The 15,617-nt window shown below is 36.1% G+C and carries 15 protein-coding genes; 8 read left to right on the forward strand and 7 right to left on the reverse strand.

The window, feature by feature from the left end:
* Nucleotides 1-4 precede the first annotated feature (4 nt).
* Genes KKG99_07780 through KKG99_07790 form a run of 3 tightly spaced genes read left to right on the forward strand, consistent with a single transcriptional unit; the run spans nucleotide 5 to nucleotide 2,790 of the window.
* Nucleotides 5-1,285, forward strand: a complete 1,281-nt coding sequence (locus tag KKG99_07780; protein MBU1012890.1) for a 2-oxo acid dehydrogenase subunit E2 — start codon at nucleotides 5-7, stop codon at nucleotides 1,283-1,285.
* 57 nt (nucleotides 1,286-1,342) lie between these two features.
* Nucleotides 1,343-2,167 (forward strand): ribonuclease H-like domain-containing protein, encoded by an 825-nt coding sequence (locus KKG99_07785; GenBank protein ID MBU1012891.1) that lies wholly within the window; start codon nucleotides 1,343-1,345, stop codon nucleotides 2,165-2,167.
* Nucleotides 2,168-2,178: 11 nt separating this feature from the next.
* Nucleotides 2,179-2,790: a fumarylacetoacetate hydrolase family protein gene (locus KKG99_07790; protein ID MBU1012892.1), complete on the forward strand. Its 612-nt coding sequence runs from the start codon at nucleotides 2,179-2,181 to the stop codon at nucleotides 2,788-2,790.
* Between the two features lie 180 nt (nucleotides 2,791-2,970).
* Here the strand turns inward: KKG99_07790 and KKG99_07795 are convergent, their stop codons facing one another.
* The 4 genes from KKG99_07795 to porQ form a co-directional block, all read right to left on the reverse strand.
* Complete coding sequence (locus KKG99_07795) at nucleotides 2,971-3,267, reverse strand: DUF721 domain-containing protein (protein MBU1012893.1); 297 nt, start codon at nucleotides 3,265-3,267, stop codon at nucleotides 2,971-2,973.
* Nucleotides 3,267-4,391: a DNA replication/repair protein RecF gene (locus KKG99_07800; protein MBU1012894.1), complete on the reverse strand. Its 1,125-nt coding sequence runs from the start codon at nucleotides 4,389-4,391 to the stop codon at nucleotides 3,267-3,269. Before KKG99_07800 ends, KKG99_07795 begins: the two co-directional genes overlap by 1 nt.
* Nucleotides 4,392-4,393: 2 nt before the next feature.
* On the reverse strand, nucleotides 4,394-5,266 hold the full coding sequence (locus tag KKG99_07805; protein ID MBU1012895.1) for a 4-hydroxy-3-methylbut-2-enyl diphosphate reductase: 873 nt from the start codon (nucleotides 5,264-5,266) through the stop codon (nucleotides 4,394-4,396).
* A 74-nt stretch (nucleotides 5,267-5,340) separates the two neighbouring features.
* On the reverse strand, nucleotides 5,341-6,423 hold the full coding sequence (porQ, locus tag KKG99_07810; protein ID MBU1012896.1) for a type IX secretion system protein PorQ: 1,083 nt from the start codon (nucleotides 6,421-6,423) through the stop codon (nucleotides 5,341-5,343).
* Between the two features lie 280 nt (nucleotides 6,424-6,703).
* On the opposite strand from porQ, the gene KKG99_07815 reads away from it, so the two are divergent.
* A complete protein-coding gene (locus KKG99_07815; GenBank protein MBU1012897.1) occupies nucleotides 6,704-8,317 on the forward strand; it encodes a response regulator in 1,614 nt (537 codons plus the stop codon).
* Here KKG99_07815 and KKG99_07820 read toward each other — a convergent pair.
* From KKG99_07820 to nusB, 3 genes are all read right to left on the reverse strand, one after another.
* Nucleotides 8,310-9,017 carry a DUF2807 domain-containing protein gene (locus KKG99_07820; protein MBU1012898.1) on the reverse strand — a complete coding sequence of 236 codons (708 nt, stop codon included), beginning with the start codon at nucleotides 9,015-9,017 and terminating at the stop codon, nucleotides 8,310-8,312. The genes KKG99_07815 and KKG99_07820 overlap by 8 nt on opposite strands.
* Before the next feature lie 21 nt (nucleotides 9,018-9,038).
* Nucleotides 9,039-11,303: an aconitate hydratase gene (locus KKG99_07825; protein MBU1012899.1), complete on the reverse strand. Its 2,265-nt coding sequence runs from the start codon at nucleotides 11,301-11,303 to the stop codon at nucleotides 9,039-9,041.
* 118 nt (nucleotides 11,304-11,421) lie between these two features.
* The gene (nusB, locus tag KKG99_07830) at nucleotides 11,422-12,306 is read right to left on the reverse strand and encodes a transcription antitermination factor NusB (GenBank protein MBU1012900.1); all 885 of its coding nucleotides are present in this window, start codon (nucleotides 12,304-12,306) and stop codon (nucleotides 11,422-11,424) included.
* Between the two features lie 295 nt (nucleotides 12,307-12,601).
* On the opposite strand from nusB, the gene KKG99_07835 reads away from it, so the two are divergent.
* The 4 genes from KKG99_07835 (at nucleotide 12,602) to KKG99_07850 (ending at nucleotide 15,489) form a co-directional block, all read left to right on the forward strand.
* On the forward strand, nucleotides 12,602-12,976 hold the full coding sequence (locus tag KKG99_07835) for a PUR family DNA/RNA-binding protein (GenBank protein MBU1012901.1): 375 nt from the start codon (nucleotides 12,602-12,604) through the stop codon (nucleotides 12,974-12,976).
* A gap of 179 nt (nucleotides 12,977-13,155) precedes the next feature.
* On the forward strand, nucleotides 13,156-13,971 hold the full coding sequence (locus KKG99_07840) for an AAA family ATPase (GenBank protein ID MBU1012902.1): 816 nt from the start codon (nucleotides 13,156-13,158) through the stop codon (nucleotides 13,969-13,971).
* Nucleotides 13,961-14,845 (forward strand): ParB/RepB/Spo0J family partition protein, encoded by an 885-nt coding sequence (locus KKG99_07845; GenBank protein ID MBU1012903.1) that lies wholly within the window; start codon nucleotides 13,961-13,963, stop codon nucleotides 14,843-14,845. The genes KKG99_07840 and KKG99_07845 overlap by 11 nt, the downstream gene beginning before the upstream one ends.
* 44 nt (nucleotides 14,846-14,889) lie before the next feature.
* On the forward strand, nucleotides 14,890-15,489 hold the full coding sequence (locus tag KKG99_07850; GenBank protein MBU1012904.1) for a hypothetical protein: 600 nt from the start codon (nucleotides 14,890-14,892) through the stop codon (nucleotides 15,487-15,489).
* Nucleotides 15,490-15,617 lie beyond the last annotated feature (128 nt).

The raw sequence follows: 15,617 nt of genomic DNA on the forward strand, positions 1-15,617 counted from the left end.
AGCAATGGCAAAATTTGATCTTATCATGCCCAAATTGGGTGAAAGTATTATAGAAGCGACCATTACCAAATGGTTAAAAGTTGAAGGTGATTTAGTAGAAGAAGATGACGCAATCCTTGAGATTGCAACCGATAAAGTTGACTCAGAAATACCCTCTCCTGTTGAAGGGAAAATTATCAAATTAATGTTTAAAGAAGGTGATATTGTTCCTGTTGGAGAAATTATTGCCCAAATTGAAATGGACGGAGCGGCAAGTATTGATGCAGAAAAGAGTTCAGAACCAAAACCAAAAGATAAACTAATTGTTCCCCCTGTCAAAGTAGAATCAACAACCCCTGAAGTAGTTCAGGCAGAAACTCAATCAGAAAATGACTTTACAGCTTCCGACCGTTTTTATTCCCCGTTGGTCAAGAGTATTGCAAAAACCGAAGGAATTGGGATTCGTGAATTAAACACTATTCAAGGCAGCGGAAAAGATGGTCGTGTAACGAAAGAAGATATGCTCTCTTTCCTAAAAAACAGAAAAGCAAGTCCGGCAACAAAAGTTGTTGAAGCACCTGCAGTTATAATGTCAGGAGGAGATCAGATTATTGAGATGGACCGCATGCGAAGATTAATTGCTGACCATATGGTGATGTCCAAACAGGTTTCACCGCACGTTACCTCTTTTATTGATGTTGATGTTACAACAATTGTTAATTGGAGAAATAAAGTAAAAGATATTTTACTGAAAAGAGAAGGTGAAAAAATTACATTTACCCCAATTTTTATTGATGCAGCAGCAAAAGCGATTAAAGATTATCCGGGTATCAATGCTTCTGTTGACGGTACAAAAATCATCATCCGTAAAAATGTGAATATTGGCATGGCAGCGGCACTGCCAAATGGCAATCTGATTGTTCCCGTCATAAAACACGCAGATGAAAAGAATTTATTGGGGCTATCAAAAACCGTTAATGATTTAGCAAACCGTGCACGATCAAATAAGCTTTTACCTGATGAAATCCAAGGAGGTACATTTACAGTTACCAATTTCGGTAGTTTCGACAGTTTAACCGGAACCCCAATTATCAATCAGCCACAAGTGGCAATTCTAGGAATTGGTGCCATTCGCAAACAACCGGTTGTTATTGAATCATCATTAGGTGACACCATCGGTATCAGGAGCATTATGATTTTCTCTCTGGCTTATGATCACAGAGTAGTGGATGGAGCTTTGGCAGGGATGTATTTAAAAAGGCTTAAAGAACTTTTGGAAAATTTTGATCCAAATTTGCCGATATAAGTCAGTTTATTCCCGGCGATTTTATTAAATTAGCCATTATTTAATAGCATTAAAATAATGAAACTAAATCTTACGCGTCCTTTAGCCTTCTTTGACCTGGAGACCACCGGATTGAATATCACCAATGATCGAATTGTAGAAATCAGCATCCTGAAAGTAATGCCTGATGGAACTCAGAAAACCTTAACCAGATTGGTAAATCCAACCATCCCAATTCCTCAGGAGGTAACCGAAATACACGGGATTAAGGATGAAGATGTAAAAGATAAGCCCACATTCAAAGATATGGCAAATGAGCTGAATCAATTCTTGCACAATTGTGATTTGAGCGGGTATAATGCACTTAAATTTGATATACCACTCTTGGTTGAAGAATTTTTCAGGGCCGAAGTAAATTTTGATCTAAAGCACCGCCGATTTATCGACGTACAGAATATTTTTCATAAAATGGAACAACGCACGCTAAAAGCTGCCTATAAATTTTATTGCGGAAAAGATTTGATTGGTGCGCATGGTGCAGAAGCAGATACAAAAGCAACTTACGAAATTTTAGTAGCCCAACTAGAGAAATACCAAAATGCCGAATTCGAAGACAAGGATGGCAGCATTTCCGTTCCGGTTAAAAATGATATTCACACTTTGCATGAGTTTTCAAAACAAAAAAACAATGCCGATCTCGTAGGCCATTTGATATTTGATGAGCATAATATTGAGCTTTTTAATTTTGGCAAACATAAAGGCAAATCGGTTGAAGATATTTTTAAACAAGAACCGTCATATTACGATTGGATGATGAAGAGCGATTTTCCTTTATCAACAAAAAATGTCATAACGGCTATCAAACTCCGTGGGTTTAATCAAGGATCACTTAATTTTGGATAAATTTTGTTCGGATGAAAATTATATGCATTGGCAGAAACTATGTTGAGCATGCCAAAGAATTAAACAATCCTTTACCCACAAAACCCATCTTTTTTCTTAAACCAGAAAGCGCAATTATTTTGAAAAATCAGCCATTTTTTTATCCTGAGTTTTCAAAAGATATTCATTACGAAACTGAAATTGTTTTAAAAATTTGTAAAGTAGGGAAACACATCCTACCGGAATTTGCGCATACTTATTTTGATGAAATTGGAATTGGATTCGACCTTACAGCCCGCGATCTTCAAAATGAATGCAAAGCGAAAGGAATTCCGTGGGAGATGGCAAAAGCATTCGATCAATCTGCACCACTTGGATTATTTAAACCTAAATCAGTTTTTAAAAATATTAATGATATCGCTTTCTCCTTGAAGGTAAACAATGAAATCAGACAACAAGGAAACACAAAAGATTTGATTTTTTCATTTGATCATTTAATTTCCTACGTCTCACAATTCATCACTTTAAAAATTGGGGATATGATTTTCACAGGTACCCCTGAAGGCGTTGGCCCTGTTCACATAGGCGATCATTTAGAAGCATTTATTGAAGGTGAAAAATGTTTGGATCTGAAGGTAAAATAATGCTGTTATGATCAAATGAACTACCCCGCAGCAGAGCTGCGAGGTATCTGGAATATCGAATACAGTAGTCAGAAGTCAGAATTTTTTTTGAAGATATTTTAATCCCTCTTCTGAATTCTGGATTCTTACCCCAAAGCAGAGCTTTGAGGAATTGTTTGATTAAATTTTTCGGAAATACCATTAGTTAAATATAATCTCATCCAAAATATCAGCACCCGCCTCTTTATTTAATGCTTTTACCATCTTGGTTTTGGCATACGTCAGTTCATTTGTAATTGCAGCTGAATCCATCTTCACAAACAACTTTCTTTTTTTTAGCTTGATATCGACCGTATGATTGGCAATCATTTTACCGACCACGCTTTCCCACGAATTAATCAACTTCACCTCGGTCATTTTATCTTCCAACTTGTAAGTTTTTAACAGCTCCTTGATGGCCTGGCCAATCGTCATTTCATTTGATCCCTTACTCATCATTATTTTGAATTATTGTTCTCAATTTCTGAAATTACACCTGCTTTCACCAGAAATATTTTATGATCAATTTTATTTTTCTGAAATAAACGTTCCACCCTAAATTGTTGGGTATCTGTTATGAAAACCTGCCCAAAATTATTTTTACTGACCAGATCAATCAATTGCTCAACCCTGTGTTCATCAAGCTTATCAAAAATATCGTCGAGCAAAAGTACCGGATTAAAACCTTTAATATTCTTGGTGTACTCAAACTGAGCAAGTTTAATGGCGATTACAAAGGACTTTTGTTGCCCTTGCGATCCAAATTTTTTAATCGGATGATCTCCAATATTATACTGCAAATCATCTTTATGAACACCCTGTGTAGTAAAACGCATCATACAATCTTTTTTAAACGAATCAATTAACAATTCGCCCAAATTATTTTCCGTTAATTGCGAATCATAAATGATGCTGACTTTTTCTCTCCCTTTCGTTATTACTTCAAAATACTTCTGGAAAATAGGGGAAAAATCATCCAGGAAATGCTTTCGTTTCTCATAGATCACCTCACCATGATTGATTAATTGATTGTCCCAAATTTCAATCTGCGATCGATCAAACGATCTTAACTCACCCATTTTTTTTAGCAAAGCATTACGCTGTGCCAGTACTCTATTATAATTGAGTAAATGATCTAAATAATTTCGGTCGAATTGCGAAATTACCCCATCAATATACTTCCGCCTGATTTCACTCCCATCATTGATTAAATCACGATCGTACGGAGAAACCATTACGAGAGGATACATTCCAATATGGTCGGCAAGTCGCTCGTATTCTTTTTTGTTATGCTTAAATTGCTTTTTTGCACCACGTTTTTGAATGCAACTTGTAACATCATCCTTGTTCCCATTTTTTGAGTAGTGGCCATGAATGGCAAAAAAAGGTGCTTCGTGCAAAATATTTTGCGTATCCATTGAATTAAAGTAACTCTTGCAAAACGACAAATAATAAATTCCATCAAGCACATTTGTTTTTCCCGCTCCATTGTTCCCAACAAAGCAATTTATTTTTTCGGAAAAATTCAATTCTGCCTGCTCGCAGTTTTTAAAATTTGTGAATATGAGTTTTTTCAGATACATGTTTAAAACGTCTTAATTTTTTCAGCAACTTCATTCATCAACCATTGAGGTGTGGAAGTTGCCCCACTAACTCCTACCAAATCAACACCTTCAAACCACGCTTTTTGAATTTCAGTTTCATTTGCCACAAAATATGATCTGGTATTGTGTTCTTTGCAAATTCCAAATAAGAATTTAGCGTTCGAACTGTTTTGTCCTCCAACAAAGACAATTACATCATGATTCTTAGCAAAGAAAACTAATTTTTCTTCTCTTTTAGAAACCTGCTTACAAACTGAGTTCGTGGCCTCAAAAAAATACTTATCATTTCTTTGAGATTCATTTAATTTCGAATAAATTAAAAGTTTAATCTCCTCAAACTTACTCATGCTCATGGTAGTTTGCGAAAATAAACGGATGGGGCGCGTAAAATCGATTTTTCGAATATCTCCTTCATTTTCAAGGATAATCACCTCTGCGCTTGACTGCCCCATTAAACCTAAAACTTCCGGATGCTTTGCTTTTCCAAAAATAACAATTTGTCCATTTTCCTTTTTGATTTCTTTGGCGGTCTTGCCCACTTTATTCTGCAAACGCTGAACAACTTTACAAGTAGCATCAATCAGTTCAATGTTTTTGTTTATTCCTAATTGATAAGTTTCGGGTGGTTCGCCATGAGCCCTGATCAATACTTTGACATTTCGAAGGCTTTTTAATTCATCATGACTAATAAATATAATCCCTTTCTCGGTCAACCTCGCAACTTCCTCCTGATTATGCACAATTTCGCCCAGACAGTACAATTGATCCTGACCTTTGATTTCCTTTTCCGCCATTTTAACGGCTTTTAACACACCTCCACAAAAGCCGGAATTAGGATCGACAAAAACCTGCATAGAATATTTATTAGACTGTAAAAATATGAAATAAGCAATTGCTAATTCCGAATAATTTCAGGAAGTACGATCAATTAGCGTTTAAATAATTCGGCTATATTCGTTGTGATGGTGAAATAATTTGGAGAACCGGCCAAATGATAGGCGGAACGGGCATAAGCCAATCTGAATCGGGAAATTTTAAATTCAAAGCCCCAGGAAAAACCAACGGTTGACATTTTAGTATCAATTCCTAATTCTTTTCTTCGTTTATAATTATATCCTAATCGTAAAATGAAGTTTTCTGATAGTAAGAGTTCGCCCCCAATCACGATATGACGAAATAATTGATCCCCAAACTTCAACGAAGCATCATTTGCATTTTCAGCATCATTTAATAAAATATAATCACTATTCGTATCATATGGATTGTTGTAACTCACATTCCATTTATTCAGATGATTTACTAAAAGAGAATATCTGAACGGAAGATGCTTTAACCTTTTTGAGAGTCCAAACTGAATTTCAAAAGGAAATCCTTCCTTGTTCCCGCTTGTGAATGATTTTACCTGCCATCCAACATTTTTAACAATTAAAGATGAAGAAAAACCATTTTCGTTGTCAAAGAATGAGCCTGCGAAATCAATGGCTATGCCATGCGAATTATATCTCTCAAACGACGAATAAACATATTTGAAATTAGAACCAATCGACCATTTTGGGGTAATTGCCTTGGCCCATCCGATTTGCATTGCCAATTCGGAAGCACCAAAACGGCCATTAATGATACCTGTGTTATCGGCGTAATCGAATTTGCCATAGTTTACAAACTGGATTGCCCCAACAAAGCTGCCATATTTTTCGAAAGAATGCGAATACGCCGCAAAGCCATAATTGATATCAGAATAATAATCAACAATACTTAAGGAAAGATGATGGTTCATTGTTGAATTAATCAGGGATGGATTGTTAAGCGCAAGCGCAATATCACCGTCATTAATTGAGAGAAAATCACCACCCATCGATGCAACTCTGGCCGAACTAACTAAATTCAAAAAATCGAATGAAGTATTTCCACCAACTTGCGCAGTAAGTTTGTTAATAAATAGTCCACAAATGATCAAAAAAAAGATCAAAACGCGGGTTACTTTCCGAAATAATTTACCATTAATATTCATAACAATCAATAACGCAAATCTATTGAATTTAATTTTTAAAACTTGTTAAACTTATTATTAATATTTTTTGAAGGACCCCTGAATATAGAAATAAATGGTATTAAACCCAGAGCAAGTCCTAAACCCTTTCTTCCGGAGCAAGCTCCGGGGAATTAAACCACGTCATCTCGTCTGCCGAAGCGGAACGCAAAGGCAGATAAAGAATCAAGTATAATACTTTTGGCATGATACAAAAAACACTAACTTTACCGATAGCAATCAGGTAAGTAATTTCTCAAGAATGAAAGACATTCAAATTCTGGTAATTGAAAACAACCCGGGGTTAAGCGAACAACTCGCGGCGATGCTTCCATCCAATAATCTTAGTTTTCATTACATCACAAATATTGATACAATTAATTTGAATTGTCTTCAGTACAAACCCAAAATCCTTATTTGGCTTCTAGAGAATCCTGACAAACACATTTTGGAGAAAGCTGAGGAGATAAAAAGAAAGTTCTGGTGTCAAAGCTTATTCATTTTATTTGATCAAAATGACATCCAAAAAGTTATTGATTCGGCAAAAGGAATTGACTTTATTTTAACCTGGCCCATGATTCCGCAAATGCTTTTAGCTAACTTGGGATTGATGCTAGATAATGCGAATAACCTACCCGATTCGCAAAGACTCAAAGAAGCAGAACTTCAAAAATCGATTGAATTGGCTGAAAATGCGAATCAAGCTAAAAGCGAATTTTTGGCAAGTATGAGTCATGAAATCCGCACTCCAATGAATACGGTGATTGGGATGTTAAGCTTGGTGTCCGAAACAAAGCTGACAGAAGAACAGAAAGAATTCCTTGAGTTGGTTCAAACGGCATCCAATCATTTGCTATCTATCATAAACGACATTTTAGATTTATCAAAAATTGAAGCCGGCAAAGTACAGTTTGTTGATAAAGAATTTGAACTAAAAAGCAACACCAAAGAAGTTGTTGATTCTTTTAAAGCAAATGCCGATGCTAAAGGAATTACCTTAAATCTGAATTATGGCAATAAGGTTCCTGCAAGAGTTTTAGGCGACTCTATTCATTTTAAGCAAATATTATATAACCTCATCGGAAATGCTTTAAAATTTACTCATAAAGGCAGTTGCACTATTAGTGTAACTCCCGAAAAAGGATATGATGAGATTATTATTAAAGACGGGAAATTCAAAATTCTTTTTTCGGTTAGTGATACCGGAATTGGAATAACCCAGGATAAACTTACCGACATCTTCGAATCATTTTCACAAGCACATTCAACTACCAAAAGAAGGTATGAAGGAACTGGCTTAGGACTAGCTATTTCTCAAAAATTAGTTCAAAAAATGGGGGGTGAAATCTGGGTTGAAAGTATCGAGGGCAAAGGCAGCACTTTTTACTTCACAATTCAATTTAAAGAATCCTCTTCCGCTTCTGTAATCAATGGTGATAATGAACAGGGAAAATTGCATTTAAACTTCCCTGTTTCAAGCAGTGAATCTTTGCATATTCTGATTGCTGAAGACAATGAACTCAATCAAAAACTAATCATTCGACTTCTCAAGAGCAGAGGACACACTTGCGTTGTCACTGAAAATGGACTTGAAGCTATTGAAACCTTGAAGAAATTTGATTTTGATGTAATCCTCATGGATATTCAAATGCCCGAAATGGATGGAATTCAGGCATCAAAGTTTATCAGGGCAGATAAATCAGGGCTTTTTAACCCTAAAATACCCATTGTTGCCGTAACAGCTTATGCATTCAATGAAGATCGTGAAAAATGCATGAAGGCCGGCATGAATGAATTTTTACCAAAGCCAATTGATAACACTAGATTAAACAGTATTCTCGAAGATTTGATGAAAAAGAAAAAAAAGGCTATTTGATTTTTCTTACATTGCCTGAACCGTTCACTTTCGTGTTAATGCTTGGATCACCTAAATAATTTACATTTCCGGAGCCACTGATACCCACGTCTAAATCATCAAGTGCATAAATATAGGTGCTGCCGGATCCTCCAATATGAACCTTTGCCCTTCCGGCTTTTAGTCTACTTGCCTTGATATCGCCTGATCCCCTAATCGAGGAGATGAAACGATCTGTTTCTCCAGTTAAAAACACACTTCCGGAACCATTAATTTCAGCTTCAACCCTTGTCGATTTAATCTCCAGTTCAATTGAACCTGAACCTGAAACGCCCAAGTACAAATCATCCATTATAAAAACATCTTCGCTTTCAACTTCTCCTGATCCGTCAATTTGGATTTCAGTAATTTCCGGCATTGAAATAAAAATCTCTAAACTTCTGCTATTCATTACACAGGCTTCATCATACTCTATTACTAAAGTCCTTCCTCTAAGCCTGGTTCTTAAAATATCCAGAATATTTTGCTGTCCTTTGATCTTAATTTCAAAATTATCCGACTTTGTTATAAATACATTTGCAGAAGCTTCTAATTCAATGGCATCGAAATTTGAAACATTTCTGGTTTCACTAACTGTAGGCCCTTCACCTTCAATACAATCACAGGAGGTAAATAAAATAAGCCCAAGTATCAGAATAAGGAATCTTTTAATGTAATACATAATTATTGGATTAAATGAATACTAACTCGATTGCTTGCGAATTAGGTTTAAGGCACTACCTGACTTAAACCACTCTATTTGACTCCAATTATAGGTATGGGTTACATTAAAGTTATCTTTAGTTCCATCTGAATGATGCAAAACTAAATTTAGTGCCCTTCCGGGAGTAAAATCGGTTAATCCGATTATGTCAAAAACATCATCTTCCCGCACTATATCATAGTTATTCTTATTTTCAAACGTTAAGGCAAGCATTCCCTGTTTCTTCAGATTTGTTTCATGAATACGGGCAAAAGATTTCACCAATACAACCTTTACCCCTAAATTCCGGGGCTCCATGGCAGCATGTTCCCGGGATGATCCTTCTCCGTAATTTTCATCACCAATGATAATTGAGCCAAATCCGGCCGCCTTGTAGGTTCTTGCACTTTCCGGAACCGGTAAATAGTTTCCGCTCAGATCATTTTTAACTGCATTGGTCTTTCCATTGAAAGCATTTACTGCACCAATCAATAAATTATTAGAAATATTATCCAAATGACCACGATACTTTAACCAAGGCCCCGCCATCGAAATATGATCGGTCGTACATTTCCCTTGTGCCTTTATTAATAATTTCAAACCTATAAAATTTTTCCCGTTCCACTCATCGAACGGACTCAGTAATTGCAATCTATCCGATTTAGGATCAACGGCAATCTGAATATGACTTCCATCGGCAGAAGGAGCCTGATAGCCATTATCTTCAACGGCATAGCCTTTCGCAGGCATTTCAAATCCTTTAGGTTCATCTAGTTTTACCTTTTTCCCATCCTCATTCACTAATTCATCGGTTAAGGGATTAAAGGTAAGATCTCCGGCAATAGCAAAAGCGGTTGTTAACTCCGGAGAAGCCACAAATCCATGTGTATTTGGGTTTCCGTCATTTCGTTTGGCAAAATTACGGTTGAACGAAGTCATGATGGAATTCCGTTCCTGTTTCTCGGCACCATGTCTGGCCCATTGACCAATACAAGGCCCACATGCATTGGCAAGCACTACGCCCCCAATTTTCTTGAACACTTCTAAATAACCATCACGATCAACCGTGAACCTCACCAATTCAGAACCCGGTGTAACGGTATATTCAGCTTTAACTTTTAAATTTTTATCGATGGCTTGTTTTGCAATGGATGCCGCTCTGCTGATATCTTCATACGATGAATTTGTACAAGACCCGATCAGTCCGACTTCAAGTTTCTGTGGCCAATTATTGTCTTTAACCGCTTGTGCAAATTTTGAAATTGGGGTAGCTAAATCCGGAGTAAAAGGTCCGTTAACATGGGGTTCCAAAGTGCTGAGATCAATTTCGATCACTACGTCAAAATATTTTTCAGGATTTTGATAAACTTCCTGATCTCCTCTTAAATAATCGGCGATTTTATCAGCCAACAAAGCAATTTCTTTACGATCGGTTCCAATCAAATATTCTTTCATTTTTGAATCGTAACCGAATATAGATGTAGTTGCTCCAATTTCAGCACCCATATTACAAATAGTTCCTTTACCTGTACATGAAAGTGAATCGGCCCCCGAGCCGAAATACTCCACAATGGCACCTGTTCCGCCTTTTACGGTCAGAATTCCTGCCACCTTTAATATGACATCCTTAGCCGAGGTCCAACCACTGAGTTTCCCTGTGAGTTTAATTCCGATTAATTTTGGGAACTTCAGTTCCCACGACATCCCTGCCATGACATCCACTGCATCTGCTCCACCAACACCAATGGCAATCATTCCTAAACCTCCGGCATTCACGGTATGTGAATCTGTCCCTATCATCATTCCTCCGGGAAAAGCATAATTTTCAATCACTACCTGATGAATAATCCCTGCCCCGGGTTTCCAGAAACCAATTCCATATTTATCGGATACAGAACTCAAAAACCCATACACTTCGTTATTGGTGGTATATGCAATCTTTAAATCTTCTTTTGCGCCAAGTTTAGCCTGAATCAGATGATCGCAATGCACAGTAGAAGGAACAGCTACTTTTTTTCTGCCTGCCTTCATAAATTGCAACAATGCCATTTGAGCAGTTGCATCTTGCATTGCAACCCGATCAGGACGAAAATCAACATACGATTCGCCTCTGATATATGGTTTTGTTGTAGACCCTTGGTCGAGGTGGGCATAAAGAATTTTTTCAGTTAAACTGAGTGGACGACCAACTATTTTACGAGCATGTTCAACTTTTTCAACAAAATTTGAATACACCAATTTTATCATTTCAAGATCAAAAGCCATGATGAGTTTATTAGTAAGAGTTTATTAAATAACACAGTTTATGCCTTTAGCAAAGCACAGAGCAAAGATAAGAAATTTAGCAGAATATTTTTATATCGAGGAACCTATATATTTACGATTAATTCATCAGACCCCTACCCGTTTTACGAATGTCTTTACTTTCTTTTAAATCATTGATGAGTTTATCCAATATTCCGTTTACGAAGATGTTACTTTTTGGGGTGCTATATGATTTTGACAGTTCGATGTATTCGTTCAAAGTAACCTTCACCGGAACCGATTTGAATTCGGTCAATTCAGTTAAGGCCATTTTCAAAATGATGATATCCATTACCGCAATTCGATCATATTCCCAATTGACTGTTTTTTCGGTTATCAGTTTCTCTAATTTATCAGAATTAACAATCGTCTTCCGATACAGGGATTTCACAAAATCCACATCTTCATTCTCTGCTTCGTTAGCCGTTTTATAGATTACCGGTAGCAAATGATAAGTATCACTTTCTTCGGTAAATGAATTTATGATTTTGATGACAAGTGCCGTAACTGAATGATAATCATCGGACCAATAAATACTCAAATCTTCATAGAACTGTTTTAAAGACTCTGATTTTGCGATCACTTTCTTGATTAAAAGGATGATGAATTCTTTATCGCTATCATAAGACCTTTCGGGTTCGGCCATAAACTTTTCGTAGTATTTACTTTCTATGATTTCCTTATATATTCTTCGGATCATTTCAGTTTGTTCAGCCCAGGAAATTTTATACTGGTCGTATTTTTTTTCATAAATCCGATTATTCCGAATTTGTTCAATCAGTTTATTATCGATGAATTTGGTATTTGGATTTAGGTTTTCAGGGGTAGGGAAATGCTTATGCTTAGCTTCTTCAGTCCTCACTTTTGTGAAATCGACAAGTTCTATCATAAATGATAATTGCCAAAAACAAAGCTCGTATATCTTTTCAATACTTATAAAAAGTTGCTTTTCACCGAAATCCATTCTGTCTGATTTTGATTGAAAGAATGCGTATAACGCTTGAAGCACTTTAATCCTTAACTGCCTTCTACTTAGCATATAGATATGTAAATGAACTGTAAATAATTTTATTTAACGACGGCAAAGTTAATCTTTTTATTTCAAAACATCATTCAATAAACATGTCGGAATTATTGAAAAAATGATCAAATAATCCATTTAATTCTATTTTACGGCAATTAGTATATTTGCTTTCATTTATAAATAATATTTTTATATTTGCTAACAGATAGTCGAGAATAAATTATTTAAAGAAAAAATGGAAGAGTCAGACAACAAGGAAAGAAGAGAGGAAGTATTTTCTAAAGCAATCAGAGCAGGAAAAAGAACTTATTTTTTCGACGTAAAAGCCACCCGTTCAGATGAGTATTACATCACGGTTACTGAAAGCAAAAAACGCTTTAACAATGAACAGGGAAAATTCTTTTATGAGAAACACAAAATATTTCTGTACAAAGAAGATTTTGAGAAATTCACAAATGGATTAAGGGATGTGGTAAAATTTATTGAAACCGGTGAAATTCCTGTTGAAGATGAAGCTGAAGAACGCTCTAACCATAGGGATCAGGGTTCTGTTGAATTTGAAGATCTGATGTCCGAAACTGAGGACGAAGAAGTTGAATCTAAAAAATAAAACCTAAAATAATTCTTTTCCTAATTTACAAGGTCTTAATAGGTTCACTTACAAAGATTACTAACATTTTTTAATTTTCAGTTAATAACTTAAGTTGTTTACATTCCAGTAATGCGATCAAAAATTATATTTTTGTAATCTGAGAAATTTTTCTTTTATGCATTTACGCAATCAAATTTATGGGTAAAGTAATCGCAATAACAAATCAAAAGGGCGGTGTAGGTAAAACCACCACCGCAATAAACTTAGGTGCGAGTTTTGCAGTTCTTGAATTCAGGACCCTAATCATTGATTCAGATCCACAAGCGAATGCAACTTCCGGGGTTGGTTTCGATCCTAAAAACATCAAAACCAGCATCTATGAATGTATCATGGATGATATCGAACCGAAAAATATTATCCTGTCAACTCAAACACCGAACCTTGACATAATTCCAGCTCATATTGACTTGGTTGGAGCTGAGATTGAAATGATCAATCTTCCGAACAGGGAAAAAATGATGAAGAAGGTAACCGATAAAATTAAAGATGATTACGATTTTATCATTATTGATTGCTCTCCTTCACTTGGGTTATTAACAGTAAATGCACTCACCGCTGCCGATTCGGTTATTGTGCCGGTGCAGTGTGAATATTTTGCACTCGAAGGACTAGGAAAACTTTTAAATACCCTAAAAATAGTACAGTCACGACTTAACCCTAATTTAGATATTGAAGGCATCTTGCTAACCATGTTCGATAAACGACTTAGATTATCAAGACAGGTGGTTGAGGAAGTGAAAACTCACTTTCAACAAATGGTATTCGATACGCTGATCAATAGAAATACCCGACTAAGTGAGGCCCCAAGTTTTGGAGAAACCATAATCATGCATGATGCTGATAGTACCGGTGCCATTAATTACCTGAACCTTGCCCGTGAAATTCTTCAGAATAATGAAATGACCAAAGTAGATGAATCTGAAAAAAAAATAGATCTGGAGAATGAAACCTAAGAAAAAAGCATTGGGCAGAGGATTAGATGCTATACTTCAGAGCCCTGATACTGATATTACTTCTAACGATATATCGGGCAATTATGTCGTTGGTGCCATTGCAATGATGGATGTTCGGATTATTGAAACAAATCCTTTTCAACCCCGCATCGAATTTGACGATTTAGCCATTGATGAACTCTCAAAATCCATTCAGGAACAAGGAATCATCCAACCTTTAACTGTTCGAAAACTTGGTTACGACCGTTACCAGCTTATTGCGGGCGAACGCAGATACCGCGCTGCGAAAAGGGCCGGACTAACCCATGTACCTGCTTATATCCGTGTTGCCAATGATGAACAAATGCTGGAACTTGCCTTGGTTGAAAACATTCACCGGGAAGATCTAAATGCCATTGAAATTGCGATAAGTTATAACAGGCTGATTGAAGAATGCCAGCTTACTCAGGACCAACTGAGCGAAAAAGTCGGGAAAAACAGAACTACAATCTCAAACTACATCCGTTTATTAAAGCTGCCAGCTGAACTGCAGATTGCTTTAAAAGATGAACAAATCAGTATGGGTCATGCACGAGCATTAATCAACATTGCCGACGATGAAACAAAATTACGCATCCTAAAAAGAATCATCGTGGAAAACTTATCCGTAAGGCAAGTTGAAGAAATGGTCAGAACCAATACATCAAGACCAAGAATTCAAGAAAAATCGACCGTTCAACTTCCTGAAGATTATTTACGGAATAAAGCACAATTAATCGAGCATTTCAATACCAAGGTTGACATTAGGAGAAACAATAAAGGTCTTGGCAACATCGTTATTTCTTTCGATTCTGATGAAGAATTCATCAGAATCATAAATCTTATTAAATCCTAAATTAATTTATAATTTTGTGGATTTATTCTCAAATGCACTTGCGAATGTTTCGAACTACTGTAAAGAATACGAAAATTATTTTTTTACTCGTTTTGTTTATCATTATCTCAAATATAAAGAGCCATTCACAATCGTTCGCAGATATTGATAATACCCAGAAAAAGCCTCATTCAGCGCATAAAGCTACAATTTACTCTTTTATCTTGCCAGGTTTGGGACAAGCTTACAATAAAAAGTATTGGAAAGTGCCCGTTGTTTATGCAGGATTTGGTGTTATCGGATACATGATTAATATGAATAAAAAAGAATATAAGCTGTATAAAGCTGCTTACGAGTTTGTCCCTGCAGAAGGAGGTGATCAACCCTCACCAAACGAATATTATGATTTATACAATAAAGATCAATTAAAACAAGGACGTGATTATTATAGGCGCAACATGGAATTGAGTTACATCCTTGCCGGGTTTTGGTATTTATTAAATGTTATTGACGCCAGTGTTGATGCCCATTTGTTTGAATTTCACGTTTCCCCGAACTTATCCTTAAGGTTTGATCCTTATTTATATAATCAGCCTGTGAATAACCAAACTATTCCGGGGCTAAGAATGCAAGTTAGCATCCCGGGTGTTTTTGGATTTAAGTAAAATTAAGGGTTCTATTCGCATTCTTAACATCTTTTAACTTCAGGTTCTTAAAACTTTTGTAATTTCGCTTTTCTCTAAACTCAAATATTATGTTGCTATTACTCATTTTGATCCCCTTATCATTCACC

This window comes from Bacteroidota bacterium (assembly GCA_018816945.1).
Lineage (GTDB): Bacteria > Bacteroidota > Bacteroidia > Bacteroidales.